25 protein-coding genes are annotated in these 26,256 nt (G+C 34.5%); 22 read left to right on the top strand and 3 right to left on the bottom strand.

Annotated features, from left to right (window positions below; genetic code table 11):
• Positions 1-5: 5 nt before the first annotated feature.
• The 3 genes from FNW38_RS12545 to FNW38_RS12535 form a co-directional block, all read right to left on the bottom strand.
• Positions 6-3,077 (bottom strand): SusC/RagA family TonB-linked outer membrane protein, encoded by a 3,072-nt coding sequence (locus tag FNW38_RS12545; protein WP_143388590.1) that lies wholly within the window; start codon positions 3,075-3,077, stop codon positions 6-8.
• 574 nt (positions 3,078-3,651) lie between these two features.
• Positions 3,652-4,662, bottom strand: coding sequence for a LacI family DNA-binding transcriptional regulator (locus FNW38_RS12540; RefSeq protein ID WP_143388589.1), 1,011 nt, complete (start codon positions 4,660-4,662; stop codon positions 3,652-3,654).
• A gap of 314 nt (positions 4,663-4,976) precedes the next feature.
• The gene (locus tag FNW38_RS12535) at positions 4,977-5,264 is read right to left on the bottom strand and encodes a family 20 glycosylhydrolase (RefSeq protein WP_235890200.1); all 288 of its coding nucleotides are present in this window, start codon (positions 5,262-5,264) and stop codon (positions 4,977-4,979) included.
• Positions 5,265-5,344: 80 nt separating this feature from the next.
• Here FNW38_RS12535 and FNW38_RS12530 point away from each other — a divergent pair, with 80 nt between their 5' ends.
• The 22 genes from FNW38_RS12530 to FNW38_RS12430 all read left to right on the top strand — a co-directional run bounded on the left by FNW38_RS12530 (position 5,345) and on the right by FNW38_RS12430 (position 26,204).
• Positions 5,345-5,713 carry a hypothetical protein gene (locus FNW38_RS12530; protein ID WP_143388588.1) on the top strand — a complete coding sequence of 123 codons (369 nt, stop codon included), beginning with the start codon at positions 5,345-5,347 and terminating at the stop codon, positions 5,711-5,713.
• 201 nt (positions 5,714-5,914) lie between these two features.
• Entirely contained in the window at positions 5,915-6,082 is a 168-nt protein-coding gene (locus tag FNW38_RS17525) for a hypothetical protein (RefSeq protein ID WP_185963141.1), read from the top strand.
• A 43-nt stretch (positions 6,083-6,125) separates the two neighbouring features.
• Positions 6,126-6,950, top strand: a complete 825-nt coding sequence (locus FNW38_RS12525) for a heavy metal-binding domain-containing protein (RefSeq protein ID WP_143388587.1) — start codon at positions 6,126-6,128, stop codon at positions 6,948-6,950.
• Positions 6,951-7,115: 165 nt separating this feature from the next.
• A complete protein-coding gene (locus FNW38_RS12520) occupies positions 7,116-7,826 on the top strand; it encodes a DUF3347 domain-containing protein (protein ID WP_143388586.1) in 711 nt (236 codons plus the stop codon).
• Between the two features lies 1 nt (position 7,827).
• Positions 7,828-8,298, top strand: coding sequence for a heme-binding domain-containing protein (locus tag FNW38_RS12515; RefSeq protein WP_143388585.1), 471 nt, complete (start codon positions 7,828-7,830; stop codon positions 8,296-8,298).
• 5 nt (positions 8,299-8,303) lie between these two features.
• Positions 8,304-9,599, top strand: coding sequence for an efflux RND transporter permease subunit (locus tag FNW38_RS12510; RefSeq protein WP_143388584.1), 1,296 nt, complete (start codon positions 8,304-8,306; stop codon positions 9,597-9,599).
• The gene (locus tag FNW38_RS12505; protein ID WP_143388583.1) at positions 9,596-11,533 is read left to right on the top strand and encodes an efflux RND transporter permease subunit; all 1,938 of its coding nucleotides are present in this window, start codon (positions 9,596-9,598) and stop codon (positions 11,531-11,533) included. The genes FNW38_RS12510 and FNW38_RS12505 overlap by 4 nt, the downstream gene beginning before the upstream one ends.
• Positions 11,520-12,773, top strand: a complete 1,254-nt coding sequence (locus tag FNW38_RS12500) for a TolC family protein (protein ID WP_143388582.1) — start codon at positions 11,520-11,522, stop codon at positions 12,771-12,773. Before FNW38_RS12505 ends, FNW38_RS12500 begins: the two co-directional genes overlap by 14 nt.
• Before the next feature lie 2 nt (positions 12,774-12,775).
• Positions 12,776-14,023: an efflux RND transporter periplasmic adaptor subunit gene (locus tag FNW38_RS12495; protein ID WP_143388581.1), complete on the top strand. Its 1,248-nt coding sequence runs from the start codon at positions 12,776-12,778 to the stop codon at positions 14,021-14,023.
• 2 nt (positions 14,024-14,025) lie between these two features.
• On the top strand, positions 14,026-15,240 hold the full coding sequence (locus FNW38_RS12490) for an efflux RND transporter periplasmic adaptor subunit (RefSeq protein WP_143388580.1): 1,215 nt from the start codon (positions 14,026-14,028) through the stop codon (positions 15,238-15,240).
• A 162-nt stretch (positions 15,241-15,402) separates the two neighbouring features.
• Complete coding sequence (locus FNW38_RS12485) at positions 15,403-16,911, top strand: thymidine phosphorylase family protein (RefSeq protein WP_143388602.1); 1,509 nt, start codon at positions 15,403-15,405, stop codon at positions 16,909-16,911.
• Between the two features lies 1 nt (position 16,912).
• Positions 16,913-17,797: a ribose-phosphate pyrophosphokinase gene (locus FNW38_RS12480; protein WP_143388579.1), complete on the top strand. Its 885-nt coding sequence runs from the start codon at positions 16,913-16,915 to the stop codon at positions 17,795-17,797.
• Positions 17,798-18,200: 403 nt separating this feature from the next.
• Complete coding sequence (locus tag FNW38_RS12475) at positions 18,201-18,998, top strand: sulfite exporter TauE/SafE family protein (RefSeq protein WP_143388578.1); 798 nt, start codon at positions 18,201-18,203, stop codon at positions 18,996-18,998.
• Between the two features lie 148 nt (positions 18,999-19,146).
• Complete coding sequence (locus FNW38_RS12470) at positions 19,147-20,559, top strand: MBL fold metallo-hydrolase (protein ID WP_143388577.1); 1,413 nt, start codon at positions 19,147-19,149, stop codon at positions 20,557-20,559.
• 311 nt (positions 20,560-20,870) lie between these two features.
• Positions 20,871-21,140 (top strand): rhodanese-like domain-containing protein, encoded by a 270-nt coding sequence (locus FNW38_RS12465; protein WP_235890237.1) that lies wholly within the window; start codon positions 20,871-20,873, stop codon positions 21,138-21,140.
• Positions 21,141-21,422: 282 nt separating this feature from the next.
• The gene (locus FNW38_RS12460; RefSeq protein ID WP_143388672.1) at positions 21,423-21,731 is read left to right on the top strand and encodes a DUF202 domain-containing protein; all 309 of its coding nucleotides are present in this window, start codon (positions 21,423-21,425) and stop codon (positions 21,729-21,731) included.
• A gap of 97 nt (positions 21,732-21,828) precedes the next feature.
• The gene (locus tag FNW38_RS12455) at positions 21,829-23,043 is read left to right on the top strand and encodes an MFS transporter (protein WP_143388671.1); all 1,215 of its coding nucleotides are present in this window, start codon (positions 21,829-21,831) and stop codon (positions 23,041-23,043) included.
• Between the two features lie 25 nt (positions 23,044-23,068).
• A complete protein-coding gene (locus tag FNW38_RS12450) occupies positions 23,069-23,389 on the top strand; it encodes a rhodanese-like domain-containing protein (protein ID WP_143388670.1) in 321 nt (106 codons plus the stop codon).
• Positions 23,390-23,452: 63 nt separating this feature from the next.
• The gene (locus tag FNW38_RS12445; protein WP_143388669.1) at positions 23,453-24,022 is read left to right on the top strand and encodes a TlpA family protein disulfide reductase; all 570 of its coding nucleotides are present in this window, start codon (positions 23,453-23,455) and stop codon (positions 24,020-24,022) included.
• 101 nt (positions 24,023-24,123) lie between these two features.
• Positions 24,124-24,687, top strand: a complete 564-nt coding sequence (locus FNW38_RS12440) for a YeeE/YedE family protein (RefSeq protein ID WP_143388674.1) — start codon at positions 24,124-24,126, stop codon at positions 24,685-24,687.
• An 11-nt stretch (positions 24,688-24,698) separates the two neighbouring features.
• Positions 24,699-25,196, top strand: a complete 498-nt coding sequence (locus FNW38_RS12435) for a DUF6691 family protein (protein WP_143388668.1) — start codon at positions 24,699-24,701, stop codon at positions 25,194-25,196.
• A 6-nt stretch (positions 25,197-25,202) separates the two neighbouring features.
• Positions 25,203-26,204: a c-type cytochrome gene (locus tag FNW38_RS12430; protein WP_218043842.1), complete on the top strand. Its 1,002-nt coding sequence runs from the start codon at positions 25,203-25,205 to the stop codon at positions 26,202-26,204.
• The last annotated feature ends 52 nt before the right edge of the window (positions 26,205-26,256 follow it).

Here is a 26,256-nt window from a genome sequence, read left to right as displayed (position 1 = left end):
TTTTATTAAAACTTAACATTCAGGTTTAATCCAAAGCTTCTGGTTACAGGCACTCCACCTCTTTCAAGTCCTTGTTCATTACCATTTTGATAATTAGATTCAGGATCAACATTAGGAACCTTACTATAAATACTAAGCAGGTTACGAGCTACAAAAGAAATATTTACACCTTCGATATGTGATTTTCCAAGTACGCTTTTTGGAAAGTCATAGCCTAGCGACACCGATCTCAATTTGATAAAATCAGAAGAATAAACAAAATTAGACGTTTGTCCACGTGCCCATGCTCTCCAATAATCCTGCGCATTTGCAGTTACATTTACCGGAGCTCCATTTACATCTACACCACTAACCGGAATTCCATCTTCTCTTCCTTCTAATGTACCTTTATGTAATCCCAATCGATATCCTAAATAATTACTGGATGAAAATACATCACCACCAAATTTACCATCAATTAATACTGACAATCTGAAATTTTTATAAGAGAAATCATTAGTAAAACCTAAGCTATATGGAGCTACACCTTTACCTGCAGTCACTAATTCACCTCTGCGTAAAGTACCATCAGCATTATATACCAAAGCTCCACTAGCATTTCTTTCAAAATCATATGCTTTTATAATCCCGAATGGCTGCCCTTCTTCTAAAACAACAAAAGCATTCCCATCTCTGTTATCCGCTAACGTTTTAGACTTAAGTTCATCCGAAAGTTTTACTACTTTACTTTGATTATACCCCATGTTAAAACCAGTATTCCATGTGAAATTATCAGTTTTAAAAGGGATTCCGCTTATTTGTAGTTCTACCCCTTTATTAGATATTTCTCCAACATTTATTTTAGTTGAGTTATAACCTGATGAGATAGATACATTTGCATCAGCAATATCATTGGTAGTTGTTTTACTATACCAAGTCACATCCAGGCTCAATCTGTTTTTAAGGAAAGAGTTTTCTGTACCAAATTCTATAGTTCTTACATTATAAGGTTGCAAATTTCCATTAGGTATGGTATTCCCATTTGTTCCAACCAATGGTTGTCCAAAATAACTTTGTCCTACAGGATTGTATGTTAATACCAAAGCATAGGCATCAGGCAAAGCACCTCCTACATTACCCCAACCTCCTCTGAATTTACCGTAGCTCCACCAGTCTGGCAATTTTACTGCATCTGAGTAAATAAAACTGGTACTAACTGAAGGATAAAAGGTATGATTATTTTTTGGACTCAAAGTAGAAAACCAATCTTCACGTCCAGTAAAGCTTACAAAAAATAAGTTCTTATAACTCAAATCGGCAGATCCAAACAACGAGTTCACTTCACTTTCTGCAAAATTTTCATTGGAAGACTTATTTTTCAAGTTGCCATAAAAATATTGAAAAGGAACAATGAATTCACCACCACTAAGGCTGATTCCCTTGCTTCGATTATGCTGACGGTTAGCCCCTACAAAAGCATTCACTTCAAAATCTTCAAAAAATGTATTTTTATATCCAAGGATACCCTCAGCATTATACTCATATCTGGTTTGTTGAATAACATTCATCCCTCCTTTTGGGTTATAGGCTATACCTGTAGGCTCAATATCAGTATATTCATAATTAATATGGTCAATCCCTAATTTACCCTTTGCGTAAAGATTTTGATTTAAATTATAAGTAATACTGGAAGAACCAATAAATCGGTTTCTACGATCAAAATTCTTAACATAATTTGTAGCAAAATAAGGTGTTTGAGAATAAATATTCCCTCCAAAATGACTCGCTTCAAACCCGTTTACATCCACACCTGGTTTCAACCATCTAACATCTGTATTGGTCGCCAATTGATAAACAGATAGATTCGCATTCTTTGGTGAATCCGAAAGAAAAGGTCTGTTGATTGCTCCTTCAATAACATATTGTGCATTTGTCTCCAAAGTAATTTTGTCATTAGGAGTTGCATTCAGCGATAAAGTGAAATTTTTTCTATTAAAACCTGCATTCGGCAGAATGGCTTTATTCTCAACATTTCCTAATGAAAATCGATAATTGATTTTATCATCTCCACCAGTTAATGCAATAGTATTTGAATTGGTAGTACCATTGTTGTAGAAATTTTTCATATTATCCTTTTGAGCACTATAAGGATGCATCAAACCATCGATAGAAAGCACTTGAGAACCATCTAATTTTGCTCCCCAAGAATAATTATATAAATCCTGTGCATCTGATAAATTGGCTGGTTTTTGACCTCTGTCTCCTGAACCATATACATATTGCCAATCAGTAGTTTTAAAGACTTTTTCAAAAGTGTAGTTCGATGAGTATTCAATTCCTATTCCATGTCCGGATTTCCCTCTTTTAGTAGTTATTAAGATTACTCCATTTGAGCCTCTATATCCATATAATGCAGAAGCAGCGCTTCCTTTCATAACAGATACAGAAGCTATATCATCCGGGTTAAAAGAAGATAAACCATCTCCTTTGTCTGCTCCACCCCAACGTCCTGCGTTACCTTGCTGTGTATTATCGATTGGAATACCATCCACAACATACAAAGGCTGATTAGAACCGGATGCCGATGTAGCTCCACGAATCACTACTCTACTGGAACCTGCTGGCCCTGTGGCTGTTCCGGAAACGTTTACTCCAGCCACTCGCCCTTGCAAAGCATTTCCTAAATTAATTTCCTTTGCTTTTGATAAATCATCTCCTTTTACCTGACCAACAGCATAACCAAGTACACGTTTTTGTTTTTTTAATCCTAAGGAAGTAACCACTACTTCACCAAGCTCTTGTGTGCTCAAAGCCAGTACAACAGTAATATTATTTTCATTTTCAGTAACATCTACTGATTTTGAAGTAAACCCGATAGATGATATTGTCAGGGTTACTTTACCCGAAGGGATCATCACCGCAAAGTGCCCGTCCGAATCTGTTATTGTACTGATGGATTTCCCTTTTACCTTTATGGTTGCAGAAACAACGCCCTTGTTTCCTGCATCTGCTACTACGCCTGTTATGGATCGGTTTTGTGCTATTGCGCCAAAGCAGCTGAGCATAACCAATCCTAACACTGCTAAAATTCGTTTCATAAGCAATTGTTTTAGTTTGTTTTTGGTTTTGTTTTAAAATATTAATAAAAAAAATAAGAACTTAATTTTAAAATAGAACTGGAATAAATTCTCAGATCCTACTCTAATTTCTTGCACTTTAAATACTATAAATCGATTGCTTAAATCGATTTAATAATTGGAAGAAAAAAATTATTGCATTTCAATATTTTAAAATAGCTTACTATTCTTACTAAACAAAAATCAAGTTGAGCAACTACATCGATTTCGCAAATAAAAATAGCATACAGATTTCCTGTTTTTTAAGCTATTCCATCTCTCAATCAAAAATCGAATAGAGCAATTATCGATTTTGCGATTAACAAAAAAGCAATATGAATTTCCAACTCCTAAATAGTTATTCCAATACTTTATAAAAATTATATGAAACAACTATGTTTACTTAATAAGTAAATGAAAATCAGCTACATTTTCATTTTCTAAATAACCTCCACTTCGAATAAGATCATATTTAAATTACTAAATCGATTTAGCAATTTGATAAAAAAAAACGAACCGTCATTTTTTACTCTAAAATGACTAATCCTAATCTAAATTATACCGATTCCCTTATAACTAGTCTCCCTTTTTGAAGCACCTTCTCTATCACAAAATCCCTATCATCCATCATTTGATCCATAAGCATCTCAACAGCTTTTACCGCAATAGCATCAATGGGTTGTTCAATAACAGATATTGGTGGTGTATGCAATCTAAAACTATAATGATCATCAAAACTGATAATCGACAAATCCTCCGGTATTTTTAAACCCATTTTACGAAAAGCCTGTAGTCCCGCAAGACCCATATAATTAGCAGAAAAGAGCACTGCATCAATCCCAGGGTTCTTTTCAAAAAAATGAACTATGGCTTCAATTTTAGTATCTTCATTACTATGATAATCTAAATGAAGAATATGGGATTCATTGTAAAGTCCCGCCTCTTTCATTGCATCAACATAGCCCTTTTCTCTTAATTGCATCTGAATCATTCCTGATGTATTGTTAACTAAAGCAATAGTACGACGCCCGTTCTTTATAAGAAATTGTGTTGCGGAATAAGCCCCTTCATAATTATCCATAACAACATGACTAACATTTTGCCCCGGAAAATACCTGTCAATCAATACCACAGGCTTTTTTAATTTCATAAGGTGATCGATACTTTTTTCCAACTTTTCTGTTGGAGTAATAATAAAGCCATCCACATTTGCCTGAAGAAGACTTTGTATCAGTTCATCAGAACGGTCATCATCATCACCGGTACTGCAATAAAAAACCCTGTAACCCAGCTTTTTTGCCTCGTCCTCTATTACCCTCGCGAGATCGGAAAAAAATTGATTCGAAATATCCTCAACAATAAGACCAATCGATCTTGTCTTTCCTGTACGAAGACTACTCGCAATCATATTAGGTCTGTAATGTAGCTTTTCAGCAACATCCTGCACCTTTTTAATAACAGCCTTGCTAATGTTCATTTTTTCACCCTTATCGTTAAGGACAAAAGATACCGTAGAGATAGAAACCTTAGCTTCCATGGCAATATCTTTAATAGTGATTTTTTTCATTTAGCGCGTTAATTTTGTATTAAACTGTTATTAATTCTGTCACAAATATATATAAAAATAGTTACAAAATCGTTTTAGTAAATATTTTTTTTTAAAGAATTATTTTTTTAAAGTTAATAAACAAACAAAAACACAGTAATTGAGGACATTTACAGATATATCCCTATAACTGAATAATAAACAAATTCGCATTAAAATTTGATTTCCGACTAATCGCCATCTGATAAAACAACACTTTCTTCCTGAGGGCATTATCAAGATTGTTTAATAAACCAAACTGTTTAGCAGGATATTATTCTTTTTCTTTAAAATAATTAGTTCCCCACATTTCGTATCGTTTCTTCCTCATCGAGAACATCTTCCAGGAATTTAAAGGTGTACTCCGTTGGAGCATATACATCCGTAAAAACGCCCCATGTTTCTTGTACTAGTTTTACCTTTCCGTTTACCAATTCCTGTTTACTTTTTTCAGAAATCATGTTATCAGGAAGATCTCTTTTTTGATTTGGAAAACAACTTAACATTGGGTAAGCAGCAATTGCAGCACCACTGTGTCCTGACATCTCAATTTCCGGTATTACTGTAATGTATCTAAAGGACAAGCATTAAAAGTTTTTAACAAATGTTTAGTGATCTATCAATATAATTTAGCTAACTTTATACGAATATTTGTAGAGTACAAATGAAAAAAATTCAGATAATATTAATCATTACCCTTGGCATTTTCTTGATGCCAAGTGATGGCTTTGCGTGTGGAAGAAATAAAATTAAAACTGAAAAAACCTGTTGCAAAAAAGAAACTGCCTCCAAAACAGAAAAAAAATCTTGTTGCGATAAAAGCGATAATTGCACAAAAGAATGTCGCGGTAAATGTGGACATTTTGCCTGTACTGCTGTTTCGATTCTTCAGTTTAGTATAATCAATACTTTTGATATTGATTTTAAAAATAATAATTTCAGTTTTTCGGTAGAGAAATTGAGATTTTATCAATCAGAGACCTTCGTTTCTTCTGGTTTCTATTCTATTTGGAGTATACCAAAAATAAGCTAAATCCCAATTTTGACAGCCATAATTATGTCAAATTGAGAGCAATTCTCCCTTAAAATTATTTGCTTTTTTTGCTAATTACAATTATTAAATCATAGCTTAATTACTATTGTTTAGTTCTTCTATTTAGAGTTATTCAAACAGAATATTGGTAAACACTTATTAAAAAACAATAAAGTAGATATCAAATAAATTACAAAAACATTGAAAACAATAACCACATTGTTTTCAGTGGTAATCGCCAATGCACGAATTAGAAATACTAAAACTAAAACGCCAATGATTATCAATATTGACCATTTACAAAAGCAGGTTGATTTAACAAAAACAATTAAAAATCATTATTGTAATTCTATAATTTATGAATTGTAACAAAATAGCAGAAATAATCAAGTTAAATTTTAAAAAATTAAAAATGAAAACATTAATTATCGTACTAAGCGTATTCTTAGCAGTAAATTCATTGGCGAAAGCTCAAGAGGTCCCACAACCTCCACAAAAGGAAGCTCAAAAAGCAACTTACACTTGCCCTATGCACCCTGATGAAATGAGTTCAGACCCTGGAAAATGTACCAAATGTGGTATGGAAATGGTAAAAACTACTGAAAAAAAATATAAACATGCTGTAAAGGGAAGTCAGGCAGGAGTTGAAATTGTGACTAAATACGTTTGTAAAGTGGATGGCACAACTTCTGACAAACCGGGAAAATGCCCTAAATGTGGTATGGATCTGACTAAAACCGAAGTCCAAAAAGTAACTTACACTTGCCCTATGCATCCTGATGAGGTGAGTTCAGATCCTGGAAAATGTACCAAATGTGGTATGGAAATGGTAAAAACTACCGAAAAAAAATATAAACATGCTGTAAAGGGAAGCCAGGCAGGAGTTGAAATTGTGACTAAATACGTTTGTAAAATGGATGGCACAACTTCTGATAAACCAGGAAAATGTCCTAAATGCGGTATGGATATGACTAAAACTGACGTTCAAGAAACAACTTATACTTGCTCCATGCATCCTAATGAAGTGAGTTCAGATCCCGGAAAATGTACCAAATGTGGTATGGAAATGGTAAAAACTACCGAAAAAAAATATAAACATGCTGTAAAGGGAAGTCAGGCAGGTGTAGAAATTGTGACTAAATACGTTTGTAAAATGGATAGTACAACTTCTGACAAACCAGGAAAATGCCCTAAATGTGGTATGGAAATGATTAAAAAAGAAGGCGACAAAAAATAATCCCGTCGCATAAATTTTAAATTCCCTTTAGTTTAATTCAATGCGCATCGTACCAATTATGACGGTGCGCTTTTAATTATAATTAAAAAGGATAGTGATGTTCCAAAATAAAAGGGTAATTACCAAATTTAAATAATACCATTTTTAACAATTTAATAAAATAAAATGAAATACATAATTCTTTCAGCCCTAGCGATCACATTAATGATGGTTTCCTGTAACCAAAAAAACGAACAAGTCAAAACAACTAATTCAGAAACAACCGAAAACTCTTCGCAGCTTTATGCCTGTCCTATGCATCCCGAAATTACGGGAAAGAAAGGCGACAAATGCCCTAAATGTGGAATGGAATTAACAGAACCTGTAGTACAATCAACAAAGTCAACTTCAAATACTCCAACCGATGTAACAGCTGAATCAACCGCAGCACCAGTAACACATACTCAATTTAGTATCGATGAAATTATAAATAACTATTTAAAAGTGAAAAATGCACTAACTAAAGACGATACACAAAATGCAGGAAACGCTGGAAAAGTACTGTACGCAACTTTTAATGCAATAAATCCTAGTGCAATAGAAGCAAAATTGAAAAAAGAATATCTTGACATTGCAGATGATGCTAAAGAGCACGCTGAGCATATTGGTGATAACGCCGGAAAAATTGACCATCAAAGAGAACATTTCGCAATGTTGAGTGAAGATATCAATGATTTAATAAAAGTCTTTGGTACAAAACAAAAACTATATCAAGACTTTTGTCCTATGTATAATGAAGGAAAAGGGGCTATTTGGATCAGTGAAACCAAAGAAATAAAAAATCCTTACTACGGTTCGAAAATGCTTACTTGTGGTTCTATGAAAAAACAATTATAAAATGAAAAAAATCATCAAGAAAATACTAATAATTGGGTTTGTTATTTTTTTGTTGATGCAGTTATATCAACCTGCTCGTAATGAAAGTTATGAGCAGGAATTAATTGCAAATTTCACAAAAATGTACGATGTTCCTAAAAATGTTGAAACTATTTTGCAAACTTCTTGTTTTGACTGCCATAGTAACAATACCAATTATCCATTATATTCTTACATTCAGCCAGCACGGTTTTTTATGGAAGAACACATTAAAGATGGTAAGAAGGATTTGAACTTTAATGAGTTTGGAAAGTACTCCAAGCGAAAACAAGAAAACAAATTAGAAGCTATCATCAAACAAATAAAATCTGATGAAATGCCCTTAGCGTCCTACACGTTACTTCATAAAAATGCAATAGTAACACCTGCTCAAAAAGAGGAAGTAATCGATTGGTTTAATAAAACGGAAGATAGTCTTTCATCAAAATACTAAACATTATGGTCGAAAAATTAATATCATTTTCATTAAAAAACCGATTTGTTGTCCTGCTTGTTTCCGCCTGTTTATTTGGTTGGGGTATTTATAGTGTGCAACAAAACCCTATTGATGCCATTCCTGATTTATCAGAAAATCAAGTCATAGTTTTTACGGAATGGATGGGAAGAAGCCCACAGGTTATCGAAGCCCAAGTGACCTACCCTTTAGTTTCTAATCTTCAAGGAATTCCAAAAATTAAAAACATTCGTGGTGCTTCTATGTTTGGGATGAGCTTTGTCTATATCATTTTTGAAGATGATGTAGATGTCTATTGGGCAAGAACTCGTGTATTGGAAAGATTAAATTATGCGCAACGATTATTACCCCAAAATGTTGTCCCAACCTTGGGCCCCGATGGCACAGGTGTGGGACATATTTTTTGGTACCATTTGGATGCAAAAGGAATGGATTTAGGAGAGCAAAGGGCTTTACAGGATTGGTATGTGAAATTTGCATTACAAACCGTTCCCGGGGTGGCCGAAGTAGCTTCTTTTGGAGGTTTTGAAAAACAATACCAATTGGTGTTAGATCCTTTAAAAATGCAGTACTATAATGTAAGCATAATGGAGGTGATGAATGCCGTGAAGGCAAACAACAACGATGTCGGCGGAAGAAAATTTGAAATGAGCAATATGGCCTACATTGTGAGAGGATTGGGCTATATTAAAAACATAAAAGATGTAGAAGATATTGCCATTAAAAATTACAATGCTGTTCCCGTAAAAGTAAAAGATATTGGTTCCGTACAAATGGGTGGCGATTTGCGTCTTGGAATTTTTGATCAAAATGGTGAAGGTGAAGTAGTCGGTGGAATCGTGGTGATGCGCTATGGCGAAAATGCCAATAAAGTGATAAAAGCGGTAAAAGAAAAAATGAAAGAAGTCGAAAAAGGATTGCCCGAAGGGGTTTCTTTTAAAATTTCGTATGACAGAAGCGAACTAATAGAACAAGCTCTCGAATCTGTTAAAGGCACTTTGATTGAAGTGATGATTACCGTTTCTATTGTTATTCTTATTTTTCTTTTTCATTGGAGAAGCGCTTTAATCATCCTCATACAGTTGCCGATATCCGTTTCGATTGGGTTTATTTTGCTTGAGGCTTTCGGGATATCGTCCAATATTATGTCACTAACCGGTATTGCTCTTGCCATAGGTGTTGTGGTTGATGACGGTATTGTGATGGTTGAAAACGCGTATCGGAATATTTCAGAGAAACAGGAAGAAATGGATAGTAATCAACAATCGATTGAAAAATGAAAAATCTTCTAAAAAAAATCTTCAAAAAAGAACACGACCCGTTATCTTCTGAAGAAAAACTTAAAATAATTGAGGCTTCCTCCAAATTGGTGGGGCCAGGTGCTTTTTATTCAACCGTAATTGTAATTACTTCCTTTTTACCGGTATTTCTTCTTACGGGTATGGAAGGCAAGTTGTTTAGCCCATTGGCTTATACAAAGTCATTTATACTCATTATTGATGCCTTTATAACCATTACACTTACACCTGTTTTAATTAGTTTTTTACTCAAAGGCAGACTTCGCCCAGAAAATAAAAATCCAATAAATAGGAAACTAGAAAGTATCTATACTCCTATTTTAATTTTTTGTTTAAAATGGAGAAAAACAGTGTTGGGTTTAAATATCATTGCCTTACTGATTGGCGTATTGATGTTTACACGTCTGGGTTCAGAATTTATGCCCCCTTTGGATGAAGGCTCCATTTTGTTTATGCCGGTTACCTTGCCCGATGTGTCAAATTCCGAAGTAAAACGAATTTTGCAAGTCCAAGACAAACTGATAAAATCGATACCCGAAGTTGCTCATGTTTTAGGAAAAGCCGGCAGGGCAAATACAGCAACCGACAATAGCCCAATAAGTATGATTGAAACGATTGTTTTGCTAAAGCCCCAACACGAATGGAGAGAGGATAAAACAAAAAATGACATTATAACAGAAATAAACAATAAGCTTCAAATGCCGGGTGTAACTAACGGTTTTACCCAACCCATTATTAATCGAATTAATATGCTTTCAACAGGTATTAGAACCGATGTGGGAATAAAAATTTACGGAGCAAGTTTAGATACGATAGAAGTTTTATCTCAAAAAATAAAAAAAGCACTAGAGGGTACGGCTGGAATAAAGGATTTATATTCTGAACCTATAACTGGCGGAAAGTATATTGATATTGAAGCAAAACGGGAGGTAATTGGCAGGTATGGACTTACCATTGACGATGTGAATAGCGTTGTCGAAGCTGCAATTGGAGGAATGAAACTAACCACAACTATCGAAGGAAGACAGCGCTTTTCTGTAAATGCGAGATATGCACAAGAATACAGAAATAGCTTGGAAGCCTTGAAAAAACTGCAAATACAAACCATGCAGTTTGGACCAATTCCATTAGAAACCGTTGCCGATGTAAAAATAAGTGACGGGCCACCCATGATAAATAGCGAAAATGCAATGCTTCGCGGTAGTGTATTGTTCAATGTTCGCGAGCGGGACCTAGGAAGTACTGTAAAAGAAGCGCAGAAAAAATTGAACGAAATGATGACTAAAATGCCTAAAGGGTATTATGTGGAATGGAGCGGGCAATGGGAAAACCAAATCAGAGCCAACAAAACACTTCGTATGATTTTGCCGATTGTTATTAGTATCATTTTTCTTGTTTTATACTTCAGATATCATTCAATGAAAGAAGCTTTAATTACTATGATAACAGTACCATTTGCCCTAATTGGCGGGATATTTATGGTCTATTTTTATGGTATCAATTTATCGGTGGCGGTGGCAGTTGGATTCATTGCACTATTTGGACTGGCCATAGAAACGGCGATGCTAATGACCATTTTTTTAAATGAAGCCATGAATAAAATGGTGGCAAAACATGGCAATAATAAAGAGGTTATCACCGAAGCCATTTTACGACAGTATATTATTGATGGTTCTGCCAAAAGGTTGAGACCAAAACTAATGACGGTTTCCGTTTCTCTGTTTGGATTAATACCTATTCTGTGGGCAACAGGAACAGGTGCCGATGTGATGCTTCCTATTACAGTTCCGCTCATTGGAGGAACAATCACTTCAACGATTTATGTTTTATTAGTAACACCTGTTGTTTTTGAAATGGTAAAACTACGCGAATTAAAAACAAAAGGTAAAATAGATCTTATAGATGTTAAAGAATAAATATTATATCGCCATAAGTTGTTTGATTTTAAGCACTACAAATTTAGTGGCTCAAACACTTTCGTTGGAAGAAGTTTTGACAACCATCAAAACGAATAATCCACAATTTAAAATGTATGATGCCGATATTCAAAGTATGGATGCCGCCGCAAAAGGAGCTAGAAGTTGGATGCCTCCACAAGTGAGCACCGGTTTCTTTATGACGCCTTACAATACAAAAATGTGGAAAGCAGACGATATGTTTCCTGGAATGGGGAATTATATGCTGGGAATTACGCAAATGATACCAAATTCTAAAAAACTAAAGGCAGATTACAACTACATGAGTGCAATGTCTTCAGTTGAGAAAGAAAACAAAAACTATACTAGTAATCAATTAAATGCTTTAGCAAAAACGAATTATTATCAGTGGTTAGTGCTAAATAAGAAAATAATAATTGCCAATGATAATCTATTGCTTTTAGACTATATGATTAAGAGTATTGAAATTCGCTACCAATACAATATGGATAAATTACCAACCTATTACAAAGCAAAATCACAATACAGCGCATTACAAAGTATGATAGTAATGTTAGAAAATGATATCTCTCAAAAACGAATTATGTTAAACACCCTGATGGTAAGAGATAAAAATACTTCATTTGAAATAGATACAACCTATAAATTAAATGATTTTGATTTGATAAAATCAGATACAACCTCACTTTCCCAAAGCCGAAGTGATGTTAAAGCCATTGAAAAAACAATTGCGTTAAACCATCTAAAAATAGAAGCTGAAAAGACAAAATTATTACCAGAGTTTGGCATTAAATATGACCACATGTTTGCCTTTGGACAACAACCACAGCAATTCTCTTTAATGGGAATGGTTACTATTCCTATGCCATGGTCGTCGAAAATGAATAAAGCCAACATCAATAGTTTTCAGATAAAAAACGAAAGCCTTAATTGGCAAAAACAAATGATTCTGAATGAAGCATCAGGGATGATTTCGGGTATGAATACAGAATTGACAAACCTGAAAAAGCAATATGATATTACCGAAAAAAGCATCATTCCGGCCTTGCGAAGAAATTATGATACCGCAATAATAGCCTGGCAAAATAACACTGGCGATTTGTTTGTTGCTCTCGATGCCTGGGAAGCACTAAACATGGCTCAAATAGATACATTAGATAAACTACAAGCTATTTTGAATGCACAAGTAGAAATCGAAAAACAACTGGAAACTAAATAATTATGAACAGATATTTAAAATATAGTTTGGTAGTTATAGTAATTTCAATTATTGGAATGGCAATATATTTCTTTGCAATAAAGTCAAATGAACCAGTAGAAAATCAGCGTCAAAAAGAAGTGTACACCTGTCCCATGCATCCGCAAATTATTCGGGATAAACCTGGAAATTGCCCTATTTGTGGAATGATTTTAGTAAAAAAAGTAAGCAACAATCATGCTGTGGAAAGCAATTCCATTGAAAACCTTTTAAAGCCTACCGATAATTTTATAGTGGGCAATTATCAAACCACAACAGCAAAAGATACTACATTAATCAGTGAGATAAATTTGCCCGGTATCGTGGCTTACGATCCAAATTCATCAGTAAACATTGCTGCACGAATAAGTGGAAGAATAGAAAAAATGTATGTCAATTATAAGTATCAAAAAGTAGCTAAAGGACAAAAATTATTTGATTTATACAGTCCCGAATTATTGACTGAGCAGCAAAATTTTATTTATCTTGTTTCGAATGATTTCGATAATGCTTCAATAATAAAAGCATCAAGGCAAAAATTATTGCTCTATGGAATGAGTGGTAACCAAATAAATGCATTGGCTTCAGCCAAAAGAACAAACCCAGTAATTTCTATATATAGTCCGGCATTTGGGATTGTACAAGGAACGGAAAGTATGGTCAAAAGCACAGAGGGCACCATGCAAAATCCGAACACAACCACGGAACCTTTAAATGTAAAAGAAGGAGATTATATTAAAAAAAATGAAATCGTTTTCAAATTGATAAATACAGATAAAGTGTGGGCTGTCTTTAATGTTTTGCAAGGTTATAATAGTCTGATTAAGATGAACCAGCCTATTAGCATTTCCTCGGAGTTAAATGAAAAAGAAACCATTACTGCCAAAGTAAATTTTATTGAAACACAATTTAATCCAACGGATAAATCCAATAGAATTCGGGTTTATTTAAACAACAATACGCTGAAATTACCCATTGGTTTACGGTTACAAGGGATTGTGAAAATAAATCTGATGAAAGCTGTTTGGTTACAAAAACAAGCATTGGTGAGTATTGGAAACAAAAAAGTGGTTTTTATAAAAATGGATAATGGCTTTAAAGCAGCAGCAATAAAAACGGGAATTGAAGTCAATGGTTTTGTCCAAATTATAGACGGCATTTCCGTTGAAGATACCATTGCTAAAAATGCGCAATATTTAATTGATAGTGAAAGCTTTATTAAAACCGAGTAATTATGAAAAAGATAAAAACAATAGGCTTACTATCAATACTACTTACTGTATTTATAGCATGTAACACTAAAAACAAAGAAGAACATAGCGCACATAAAAGTAAAGAAGCTATTTTTTACACCTGTTCTATGGATCCTCAAGTAAAGGAAGATAAGCCCGGGAAATGTCCCATTTGTCACATGGAATTAACTCCAATGAAAAATGACGATACGGAAGCTAACGAAATAAGCTTGAGTAAACAGCAGCTACAATTGGGGAATATCACCACGGAAACTATAGCAACAACTCAAAGCAGTTTAGAGCAAAATTATACAGGAGTTTTAACAATTAATCAAGAGAAAATCAATACCATTTCAGCTAGAGCGATGGGACGAATTGAAAAATTATACTTCAAAACGGTTGGAGATTATGTTGCTGAAAACGAACCAGTATATCAATTGTATAGTGAAGATATTGCCATAGCCAAACACGATTATTTTACAGCATACAAACAACTTACCATGCCAGGTGATTTTGGGAAAAATGCACGTACTATGCTCATTGCTGCCAAACAAAAACTATTGTTCTTTGGTTTATCCAATGCCCAAATTGAAAATATAAAATCGACCAAAGAAATTTCTCCTTACACTATTTTTTACAGTACTAGCAGTGGAACTATCTCAGAGATAATAGCAACAGAAGGCAGTTATGCAATGGAAGGTGCCGGTATAATTAAATTGACAGATTTAAATAGTCTCTGGCTTGAAACACAAGTAAACGTAAACTATGCGAAAAGCGTGCACCTTGGGCAAAACGCCAAAGTTTCATTTTCCGATTTTCCTGATAAAACTATAAATGCAAAAATTTCATTTATCAATCCTGAAATAAATCCAGACACCAGACTGCTTTTAATTCGAATGGAAATACCTAATCAAAATTTGCTGTTAAAACCTGGGATGCAGGCCATTGCAAAATTGACACAATCTAATATAACAGGATTATTTATTCCAACTGATGCCGTAATTCGAGAAGAAAATGCTTCTTATATCTGGATTGAAAAAAGACCAGGAGTATTTGAAAGCCTAATGGTGGAAACAGGAGTGGAAATAAATGGTATGATTGAAATTAAATCGGAAATAGATATAAACAAAAAAGTTGTCATCACTGGAGCGTATGCTATAAACAGTGAATATAAATTCCGCAAAGGAAGCAACCCTATGGAGGGAATGGAAATGTAATGTTTAAAATATAAAAATGACACACCTACACCATTACCGGAATGGCTTGTGATATTTGTTTTTCTAAAGTTGAAAAAAATTGAAGTTTATTTATGGGATTGTAGCTTCAGTTTCATTACCCTCGCCAGTGGCTACTATAACAATGATAAAAACGATACAATAATGAAACAGCCCTATCATTCAAATACATTAAAAGTAAAGGCACTTGGTATAGACACATACCGAGAGAATAATATTTACATGCTGATCGACTGTGATATCTGTCGATCTGAAGGGTTTACGGCGCTTACACGAATCGTTGTTCATCATAACGGCAAAAGTATCATTGCAACGCTTAACGTAGTGCATTCTGAATTATTACAGGAAAATGAAGGAGGGCTTTCCGATATAGCATTAAAACGCCTCGATGTTAAAGATGGGGACTTAATTACCGTATCACATCTTAAACCGATTGAATCATTAAGTGATGTTCGGGCTAAAATGTATCACAAAAAAATTGATGAAGCCGCTTATTATAGAATTATCAATGATATAACCAATGGGCTTTATTCTGACATCGAGATAGCTGCTTTCATTACTGCATGTGCCGGCGATAATCTGGATTTGGACGAAATCACATGGATTACCAGGGCAATGATTGATTCCGGATCAAAATTAGAATGGGATGAAAAGATTATTTTGGATAAACATTCCGTTGGTGGCTTGCCTGGCAACCGGACAACACCAATAGTGGTGCCAATCATAGCGGCATCAGGGTTGACAATTCCAAAAACATCTTCACGTGCCATTACATCTCCGGCAGGAACAGCCGATACAATGGAAACAATAACTACCGTGAATTTGTCCATTGAAAAAATAAAAGAGGTGGTAAATAAAGAAGGCGGATGCTTTGCATGGGGGCGTTTGGCAAAACTGAGTCCTGCCGATGATATCCTTATCTCGATCGAGAAAGCTTTAGATATTGATAGTGCAGGACAAATGATTGCATCAGTCCTTTCGAAAAAAGTTGCCGCAGGTTCAACACATGTTGTAATAGAAATTCCTTTTGGAGAAACGGCCAAAGTGCGGACGCACGATGAAGCATTGAAATTGCAATATTATTTTAAAGTTATAGGTGATGCCATAAAATTAAATGTTGAGGTCTTGATTACTGATGGTTCACAACCTGTTGGGAAAGGCATTGGCCCTTCCTTGGAAGCAATGGACGTCCTTTCGGTATTGAGAAATCAGCATGATGCCCCGAGTGATTTAAAAGAAAAAGCGCTGATGATTGCGGGGGCATTACTTGAATTATCGGGTAAAATTGAAAAAGGGAAAGGGGTTTCGGAAGCAAGACAAATTCTGGAAAGCGGAAAAGCATATGCGAAGTTTAAAAAAATTTGCTTTGCACAGGGAGGAATTACCGAACCTGAATTTGCAGAATATAAAACCGAAATAAAATCGGAAATTGCCGGAATCGTCACGGGGATTGACAATAGGAAATTGGCGAAGGTTGCAAAACTTGCAGGTGCGCCACATGATCCTTCGGCAGGAATTTATTTCAATTCACCAATTGGAACTAAAGTAGAAAAGGGGCAGACGCTTTTCTCCATTTATGCTGAATCGGAAGGGGAGTTGCAATATGCAATTGACTATTTAGAATCAGTGAGTCCGATAATAAAAATCGTTTAAGATGAAAAAAATATTTTTTGCTTTACCCGGAAACGATGAACTGGCTACATTACTGGCAGAAAAATGTCATGCTGAATTGGGCAAGGCAATTATCCGTCAATTTCCCGATGGAGAAACCTATGTTAAAATCGAATCGGATGTAAAAGATAAACAGGTGATACTGATTTGCACGCTGAATCATCCCAATGAAAAATTATTGTCACTGTATTATTTGTCACAAACCGCAAAAGAATTGGGAGCAAAATCCATCTGTATTGTGGCTCCGTATTTGGCATATATGCGGCAAGACAAACGCTTTTTGGCAGGAGAAGGAATTACTTCGGTCTATTTTGCCAAACTTATTTCATCATTTGCCGATTCACTCATTACCATTGACCCTCATCTGCACAGAAGAAGTTCCTTGTCTGAAATATATGCTATTCCAACCACTGTAATTCATGCCGCCGTGCTCATTTCAAAATGGATTCGAGGCAATATTGAAAAACCGCTATTGGTTGGTCCTGATATTGAAAGTGAACAATGGGTTTCCGAAGTTGCCCATCATGCAGATGCACCTTTCATTATTCTAAAAAAAATAAGAAGAGGTGATGAAGAGGTAGAAATATCAGTTCCGGATGTCGAGAAGTATAAAGAGTATACTCCGGTTTTAGTAGATGATATTATCTCTACTGCCAGAACTATGATTGAGACTATTGGTCATTTAAAAAAAGCAGGAATGAAAAAACCGGTTTGTATCGGCATTCACGGAATCTTTGCAAACAATGCTTATTCCGATTTGTTCTTTGCGGGAGCAGATAAAGTGATAACATGTAATACTATTCCGCATGAATCGAACAGAATAAAAATTGATGAAATTATTTCCATATCGATCAACCGTACAAAATAACGTTGGTAGGAAAAGATGATGGTTATTAATTTTAGTGAGACAGTTACGAAGTGGCAACTTGAAAACAAACAACTATTCTTATTGTGCCGCCCCATTGAGAATATTCATCGCAACTAAGTTTTGAATGATTTCAAACAAAATTTTCATCATTTAAAGTACATTTCAAAAAACAAATCTCAATAGTGGTACTAAAACCTTTTTTACCCAATTATTAACTAATTAAATATCAATACTTTGTAATGAAAATAAATATTAAACTCTTAGATGAGTTAACCCACAGTATTTTTTATTTTTATTTACTTCCCAAAAAATTCATTTTTTAAAAATAAAGTTACCTATGTGATAAATGTTACTGTACGAAAAATTTTAACTGACAATCTTTGCAGTATAAAATTTTACAATTATGGAATATATAGGTTATTTTTCGTCAATACTCATTGGCGTTGCATTAGGACTAATTGGCGGTGGCGGTAGTATTCTTACAGTACCGGTATTAGTTTATTTATTTGCCATTGAACCTGTTTTGGCAACGGCTTACTCGCTATTTATTGTAGGACTTACAAGTGCTGTAGGTACTGTTGGCTATTTCAAAAAAGGTTTAGTAAATATCAAAACAGCTACTGTTTTTGGTATTCCTTCAATCATTGCCGTTTTTACAACTAGAGCTTATATCGTTCCCGCAATTCCAAAAGAAGTATTTACTGTTGGTGATTTTATGGTAACCAAAAACCTCTTGATGATGTTGCTTTTTGCGGTAATAATGATTGCAGCTTCGTACAGCATGATTAAAAAAGATAAAAAAAATATAGAAGAAAAATCTGAAGAACAAAAATTCAATTATCCGCTCATACTTATTGAAGGAGCTATTGTTGGAGTTATCACCGGTTTAGTAGGTGCTGGTGGGGGGTTTTTAATTATTCCCGCATTAGTTATTTTAAGCAGGTTACCTATGAAAGAAGCCGTTGGAACTTCATTAGTAATTATTGCTGCTAAATCTTTGATTGGTTTCTTTGGAGAAGGTGGAGAAAATGGTATTAATTGGCAGTTTCTATTTATCATTTCGGCATTTGCGATTGTTGGAATTTTCGTAGGCACAGCATTATCTAAAAAAATTGATGGCAATAAACTTAAGCCTGCCTTTGGTTGGTTTGTTTTAGTGATGGGAATTTATATTATAACCAAAGAACTTTTTCTAAAATAAAATACTATTTTATAAAAAATAACTGATTCAATATTAAACATTTAAAAACAAAACGACTTTTTTTCTGCTGTGTGACATTAGTTACTGATACTATGATAATCGAATACTAATTTTGGACTATAATAAAAACATTAAAATTAATCTCATTATGAAAATAGAACAAATATATACAGGATGTTTAGCACAGGGTGCTTACTATATTACTTCAAATGGTGAAGCTGCCATTATTGATCCACTACGTGAAACAGAACCTTATATGAAGAGGCTGGAAAAAGACGGAGTAAAATTGAAATACATTTTCGAAACCCATTTTCACGCTGATTTTGTTTCTGGTCATTTAGATTTGAGTAAGAAAACTGGCGCTGCAATTGTATATGGACCCAATGCAAAACCAGAATTTGAATTCATTTCTGCCAAAGACAATCAAGAATTTTCTATTGGAAACATCAAAATAAAAGTATTACACACACCTGGTCACACCATGGAAAGTACCACATACTTGCTCATAGACGAAAACGGAAAAAACCATGCGATTTTCTCTGGGGACACTTTATTTATTGGTGATGTAGGTCGTCCTGATTTGGCTCAAAAAGCGGCTCATATGACACAAGACGAATTGGCTGCAATATTATTCCATTCGTTAAGAGACAAAGTAATGACTTTGGCTGATGATGTAGTTGTATATCCAGCTCACGGTGCGGGTTCTGCTTGTGGAAAAAACATGAGCAAAGAAACCGTTTCTACCATTGGTGAACAAAAAGCAACCAATTATGCTTTGCGTGCCAATATGACTGAAGCCGAATTTGTACAAGAAGTTACTGAAGGTTTATTACCTCCACCTGCTTATTTTGGAATGAATGTAGCTATGAACAAAAAAGGAATTGAAAGCTTTGAAAATGTTTTCAATAACGGAATGAGAACGATCAATGCGATAGAATTTGAAGTTGTTGCGGAAGAAACCGGCGCTTTGATTTTAGACACCAGAAAGAATGGTGATTTTGCAAAAGGATATGTACCACAATCGATAAACATTGGTATCAATGGCGATTTTGCTCCTTGGGTGGGTGCTCTGATTGCCGATGTAAAACAACCGATTATTCTAGTCACTGAATCAGGATTTGAAGAAGAAACTGTAACCCGTTTAACACGAGTTGGATTTGATAATTTGATAGGACATTTAGAAGGTGGATTTGAAGCTTGGAAAAAAGCCGGTTTTGAAGTGGATACTGTAAATCGCATCACTGCGGAACAATTCGCAAAAGAAGTAAAAATTGGCGAAAGCAAAATAATCGATGTTCGTAGAGAAAGTGAATATGAAGCGGAACACGTTGATGAAGCCTACAGCCGACCATTAGCGTATATCAATGACTGGGTAAAAGACATTAATCCAGAGGAACATTTTTACATGCATTGTGCCGGAGGGTATCGCAGTATGATGGCTGCATCTATTTTGCAAGCACGAGGATACAGAAACTTCACAGAAATTAAAGGTGGTTTTGGAGCGATAGCAAAAACTACTGTTCCTAAAACTGATTTCGTTTGCCAAAGCAAAGTATTATAATAATAATATATGACAGTCCGCAATATGTTCCAAAGGATAAAATATGGCACACAGATAACACGGATTGAACGGATTTTGCACAGATTTAAATAACAGTTTGATTCACCGAGTAAAAAAATCCGTGTAAATCGGTATAATCTGTACAATCTGTGGGCTAATATTTATGCTTTATAAATGTACAAACGACGAAAATTGTATTCGAAATGATTTTAGTCCGCATTACGGATAGTCATATAATAATAGCAATACTAACACTATAAATCATGTTTGGAATTTTCAAAAATATGTTTTCTAAAAAAGATACAACACAAATGGAAAAATTAATAAAAGAAGGGGCGTTCCTTGTAGATGTTCGCACACCAGCAGAATTCGCAGAAGGTCATGTAAAAGGATCAACAAACATTCCTTTGGACCAAGTCGCAAACCAATTGGCAAAATTTAAAGGAAAAGAGCAAATCATTGTTTTCTGCCGAAGCGGGAATCGCAGCGGTCAAGCCAAATTGATTTTGGAACAAAATGGTTTTACCAATATCACTAATGGTGGTACTTGGCAAGATGTCAATGAAGTGTTAAACAAATAAATTTCAGGCAATATTAAAATAATGTGCAGTTTAAAACAAAAAAGTATTTGTTTTAAACTGCACAATTATTTGTTTAGAAATCGAAATTTGATAAGAATAATAGGCGGTTTAATTTTTAATCTGTTTGTGAAATCACCTAAAAAAGTTTAATTTTTAAAATTGATTTTAAATAAAGGGGTAAATTTGAGGGACTTTGGAAAGAATACTACTGGATGTATTCCTTTGTATTTAACAAAGACTACTGAACTACCTTTTGAAATTAATTCGAAAAAATAAAATGACATGGAAGCGAAAAAAGCAATGAACAAAGACTTAATTTTAAGAGAAAAGTTAGCATTACAGCGAACTATACTGGCCAATCAATCAACTTTTCTTGCCTTTTTGAGAACGTCAATGTATTTTTTGATTGCGGGTTTGAGTTTGCGAAATTTATTAAAAGTAGAAAATAGTTTTCTTATTGAAATCGCACTTTTCATCACTTCGTTTGTGATTTTTATTCTCGGAACGCTCAACTATTTCAAGCATAAAAAATCCATTTCCGAAAACAAAAAACACATTGGTGATTACCAATTAGAATATTACGAGTTATAAAAACGCAACTCTTTTTTTGCCTTTACTCCTTTTCTAAACTAGCAATCGGTTTAAAAAACACGAAACTATTTTTTGAACTTAAAAAAACCACACACAGTTGAAAACAAATACAACCAAACTTGGGCTGAAAGAAAATTGGAAACAATTTACCATTTTGGTCATCGTCAATGCCTTTGTTGGCGGAATGATAGGAATGGAAAGAACTATTATTCCAAAGTTTGCCGAGATTGAATTTAGCATTGCTTCAAAAACGGCTATTTTATCTTTTATAATTGCCTTTGGGATTACAAAAGCAATAACCAATTATTTTACGGGCAAGTTGGCGAATCGTTTCGGCAGAAAAAATTTACTTTTATTTGGGTGGATTCTCGCCATACCTATTCCCTTTATTTTGATACATGCAGCCTCGTGGAATTGGGTAATTTTTGCCAATATTCTGTTGGGCGTTAGCCAAGGACTAACTTGGAGTAGTACGGTGGTTATGAAAATTGATTTGGTTGGAGAAAAAGATCGCGGACTGGCGATGGGACTCAATGAATTTGCCGGTTATTTTGCCGTTGGATTAGTCGCTTTTCTTTCAGGCTATATTGCCCAAAAATATGGAATTACCCCCTACCCCTTTTACTTGGGAATTGGAATTTCCATAATTGGTTTTTTATTGACTTTGTTTTTTGTGAAAGACACAAGAATATTTGTAACCAAAGAAAATACGACCAATAAAACCGAAAAATTAGAAAATATCTTTATAGAAACAACTTTCAAAAACAAAACGTTAAGTGCCATAACACAAGCAGGATTAGTCAATAATCTGAATGACGGAATGATTTGGGGACTTTTACCTATCGTCTTACTTTCTTTGAACTACGATTCTGAAAACATTGGTGTGATTACCGCCATTTATCCTACTGTTTGGGGTTTTGGACAATTGATTACCGGAAAAATGTCTGATGTTTATTCGAAAAAAAAGATGCTTTTTTGGGGAATGTTATTACAAGGAATAGCGATACTTTTTATTCCTTTTGCTAAAGAATTCTATCTGTTAGCCATCATTTCAGCACTTTTGGGATTTGGAACTGCCTTGGTCTATCCTACTTTTTTATCCGCTATCGCGCAGGCGACAAATCCGCATCAAAGAGCCGAAAGTATTGGTACATTCAGACTTTGGAGAGATTTAGGGTATGCCATAGGCGCCATTATTTCAGGAATAACAGCCGATTTATTTGGAGTAAATTATGCCATTATACTGATAGGAGTTATCACTATTGTATCGTCCCTAATTATTCAAATCCGAATGCCGAAAGACAATTTATAAAGGGCAAATAACTAATACAAACAATATGAAAGAAATAGATAATACAGCAAATGAATGTATTCAAGTCGAAGAAGTAAAACGAGCACTTCAGCAAAATGAAAAAATACAGATTATTGATGTTCGTTCCAAAGAAGAATTTGAAAATTACCATATCCCGGAAGCCATAAATATTGCTTTGTCAGAAATTGAAAACCAAATAAATCAGATCAAAAAAGACCATAAAATTATTATAGCTTGTGGCAAAGGTGGAGGAAGGTCGATGGATGGAGCCAAACTTTTAAAGAAAATGGGGTACAATGCAAATTGGCTTTGCGGTGGAACGAATGAATGGTTGAATTTAAAATAAAGTATAAAGCTATAACGTCGGGATTCTTTCTTTTCAGAAAGTAATGATTCAAAAAAATAAAAAATGAACTGGAAAACACCAAAAAAATCTACTATTCAAAATATTGCTTTTATCATATTTATAGCACTACTTCTGTTTAGTCCTTTGGGCACTTTTGTAAAAATACAATTAAACCGCTTAATTGCTTTTTCGCCCAAAACGATTGCTGTAACAGATCAAAAAATGCTCTCCAGTTACCAATGGCAATTAGTCGATGCTACCGGTAAAAGTGTGACATTGGAAGAATACAAAGGAAAAATAATATTCATTAATTTCTGGGCCACATGGTGTCCGCCCTGTATTGCCGAAATGCCAAGTATGCAAAAATTATATGCTGACTATCAGGATAAAATTGTGTTTTTATTTGTAACAACTGATTCTTTTGAAAGAGCAAATGCGTTTTTAGTCAAAGAAAATTTAACGCTTCCTATCTATCAATCGGTTACTAATCCTCCTTTAGAAATGGAGTCGTCTACAATTCCAGCCACTTATCTTATTGACAAACAAGGAAATGTGATTTTAGCCAAAATTGGAACTGCAAATTGGAATAGTGATTCGTTCAGAGAAAAGTTAGATCATTACATTAGAAAATAAAATCAATGTAATTTTTTTAATTTTTTTGTTGTGTGACAAAAGTAACACAACTACTCATTTATAAATATAATCTTTGCAGTAATAAATCAACAAATATGGAAATTTTAGAAATAATCAAACAACCTTGGCCTTGGTATATTGCAGGCCCATTAGTTGGACTTACAGTTCCGGCATTATTAATAATTGGAAACAAATCATTTGGTATTAGTGCCTCATTACGTCACACCTGTGCGATGTGCTTACCAGCAAATATTGCTTTTTTCAAATACGATTGGAAAAAAGAAATCTGGAATATGTTCTTCGTATTGGGTATTTTAATTGGTGGTGTTATCGCTTACAGTTTTTTATCAAATCCGGATCCAATTAGTATTAACGCTAATCTAAAAACAGAATTAGCAACTTACGGAGTTACTAATATCAGCGGAATGCTACCCGAACAATTATTCTCGTGGGAAAATTTATTTACCCTTAAAGGATTTTTTATGATGGTCATAGGTGGTTTCTTTATTGGTTTCGGTTCCCGTTATGCGGGAGGATGCACCAGTGGTCACGCTATTTCTGGTTTGTCTAATTTACAATTGCCTTCGCTTATTGCAACTTGTTGTTTCTTCGTTGGCGGATTGATTATGGCAAATCTTATTTTACCTTTTATCCTTTCACTTTAAAATTAGTAGCTATGCAAATTAAAGATAAAAATACAGATTTCGAAACTCGTTCCTTAGATACTGTTTGTATCAACGAGAGTCAATTAGAACACAAATGGTACCATAATTTAAAATACTTAGTCATCGGTTTATTGTTTGGTATTGTTTTCATCAAAGCCGAAATCATCAGTTGGTATCGCATTCAGGAAATGTTTCGTTTTCAATCCTTTCACATGTATGGCGTTATAGGAAGTGCTGTTGTTGTTGGGATAATATCCGTTTTCCTGATAAAAAAATTCAATATTAAAACCATTTATGGTGAGAAAATTGAGTTCCATGACAAAACGTTCAACAAAGGTCAAATTTATGGTGGACTCCTCTTTGGATTGGGTTGGGCAATAACAGGAGCATGTCCTGGACCTTTGTTTGCACAAATTGGAACTGGCGCAACTGTAATGATTGTTACCCTATTTTTTGCAATAGTGGGAACTTGGGTATATGGATATTTTAGAGATAAACTGCCTCATTAAAAAAGTATGAATCCAGAAAAACAAAATATACTCCAATTTAAATCGCTTGTAAAAAGGCTGATTTATCTGTTTACAACTATTATTTTCTTAGTAATAGCAGTGTTCTTGTTTTTGTTTTTCAATTCATCAATCACTTCTTGGTTTCAAAATAGTGATACGGAACTCGATTCCCTTTACATTGAAGCAGAAAAAAAGGTGCTTGTACAAAATGAAATGGCAAAAACTTGGAAACCTGCTGATATTAGTCTGATTACAGATGCCACCTTAAAAGAAAAAGTGGAATATGGCAAAGAATTAATTGCACATACCGCTAAATATTTGGGTCCAAATGGTAGTGTTAAGAAAATTACCAATGGTATGAATTGTAACAATTGCCATTTAGATGCCGGTACAAAAGCTTGGGGAAATAACTACGGCTCCGTATATTCTATGTATCCAAAAATGAGAGCGCGAAGCGGGCAAGTGGAAAACCTTTACAAAAGGGTTAACGATTGCATGGAAAGAAGTTTAAATGGACAGCCACTCAAAGAGGATGAAAAAGAAATGAAAGCCATGATTGCGTACATTGAATATATTGGCAGTAATGTTCCTAAAGGCAAAGAAGGGTACGCCTCCGGAATATATGATTTGGAGTATTTAGATCGCGCAGCCGATCCTGCAAAAGGAAAAGCTTTGTATGATGCCAAATGTGCCAGCTGCCATCAAGTAAATGGTCAAGGGATTTTGGCAGAAGATAAAAAAGAATATACCTATCCTCCATTATGGGGTGCTAACTCCTATAATAATGGTGCTGGATTATTTAGAATCAGCCGCTTTGCAGGGTATATAAAATACAATATGCCACTGGGAGCAACCTATGAAAATCCACAATTATCGGATGAAGAAGCCTGGGATATTGCAGCCTATGTGGAAAACCAACCAAGACCATCCAAAGATTTAAGTCAAGATTGGCCTGATATTTCTAAAAAACCGGTCGATCATCCTGAGGGTACTGAAAAAGTCCTTTAAGGAATAAATACAATAATTTAAGGAGTAGAAATCTTAGTTTTTCTGCTCCTTT

This window comes from Flavobacterium gawalongense, from assembly GCF_007097265.1.
In the GTDB taxonomy this organism is placed as follows: domain Bacteria; phylum Bacteroidota; class Bacteroidia; order Flavobacteriales; family Flavobacteriaceae; genus Flavobacterium; species Flavobacterium gawalongense.
Note: the sequence above shows the minus strand (reverse complement) of the source record. Positions and strands in the feature narration are given on the sequence as shown.

Coding starts and splice junctions, on each gene's coding strand:
- FNW38_RS12515 (WP_143388585.1), top strand. CDS start 7,828: ATGAAAAAAATCATCAAGAAAATACTAATAATTGGGTTTGTTATTTTT.
- FNW38_RS12445 (WP_143388669.1), top strand. CDS start 23,453: ATGAACTGGAAAACACCAAAAAAATCTACTATTCAAAATATTGCTTTT.
- FNW38_RS12430 (WP_218043842.1), top strand. CDS start 25,203: ATGAATCCAGAAAAACAAAATATACTCCAATTTAAATCGCTTGTAAAA.
- FNW38_RS12435 (WP_143388668.1), top strand. CDS start 24,699: ATGCAAATTAAAGATAAAAATACAGATTTCGAAACTCGTTCCTTAGAT.
- FNW38_RS12460 (WP_143388672.1), top strand. CDS start 21,423: ATGGAAGCGAAAAAAGCAATGAACAAAGACTTAATTTTAAGAGAAAAG.
- FNW38_RS12470 (WP_143388577.1), top strand. CDS start 19,147: ATGAAAATAGAACAAATATATACAGGATGTTTAGCACAGGGTGCTTAC.
- FNW38_RS12490 (WP_143388580.1), top strand. CDS start 14,026: ATGAAAAAGATAAAAACAATAGGCTTACTATCAATACTACTTACTGTA.
- FNW38_RS12485 (WP_143388602.1), top strand. CDS start 15,403: ATGAAACAGCCCTATCATTCAAATACATTAAAAGTAAAGGCACTTGGT.
- FNW38_RS12510 (WP_143388584.1), top strand. CDS start 8,304: ATGGTCGAAAAATTAATATCATTTTCATTAAAAAACCGATTTGTTGTC.
- FNW38_RS12480 (WP_143388579.1), top strand. CDS start 16,913: ATGAAAAAAATATTTTTTGCTTTACCCGGAAACGATGAACTGGCTACA.
- FNW38_RS12505 (WP_143388583.1), top strand. CDS start 9,596: ATGAAAAATCTTCTAAAAAAAATCTTCAAAAAAGAACACGACCCGTTA.
- FNW38_RS12545 (WP_143388590.1), bottom strand. CDS start 3,077: ATGAAACGAATTTTAGCAGTGTTAGGATTGGTTATGCTCAGCTGCTTT.
- FNW38_RS12530 (WP_143388588.1), top strand. CDS start 5,345: ATGAAAAAAATTCAGATAATATTAATCATTACCCTTGGCATTTTCTTG.
- FNW38_RS12495 (WP_143388581.1), top strand. CDS start 12,776: ATGAACAGATATTTAAAATATAGTTTGGTAGTTATAGTAATTTCAATT.
- FNW38_RS12500 (WP_143388582.1), top strand. CDS start 11,520: ATGTTAAAGAATAAATATTATATCGCCATAAGTTGTTTGATTTTAAGC.
- FNW38_RS12450 (WP_143388670.1), top strand. CDS start 23,069: ATGAAAGAAATAGATAATACAGCAAATGAATGTATTCAAGTCGAAGAA.
- FNW38_RS12525 (WP_143388587.1), top strand. CDS start 6,126: ATGAAAACATTAATTATCGTACTAAGCGTATTCTTAGCAGTAAATTCA.
- FNW38_RS12520 (WP_143388586.1), top strand. CDS start 7,116: ATGAAATACATAATTCTTTCAGCCCTAGCGATCACATTAATGATGGTT.
- FNW38_RS12475 (WP_143388578.1), top strand. CDS start 18,201: ATGGAATATATAGGTTATTTTTCGTCAATACTCATTGGCGTTGCATTA.
- FNW38_RS12540 (WP_143388589.1), bottom strand. CDS start 4,662: ATGAAAAAAATCACTATTAAAGATATTGCCATGGAAGCTAAGGTTTCT.
- FNW38_RS12465 (WP_235890237.1), top strand. CDS start 20,871: ATGGAAAAATTAATAAAAGAAGGGGCGTTCCTTGTAGATGTTCGCACA.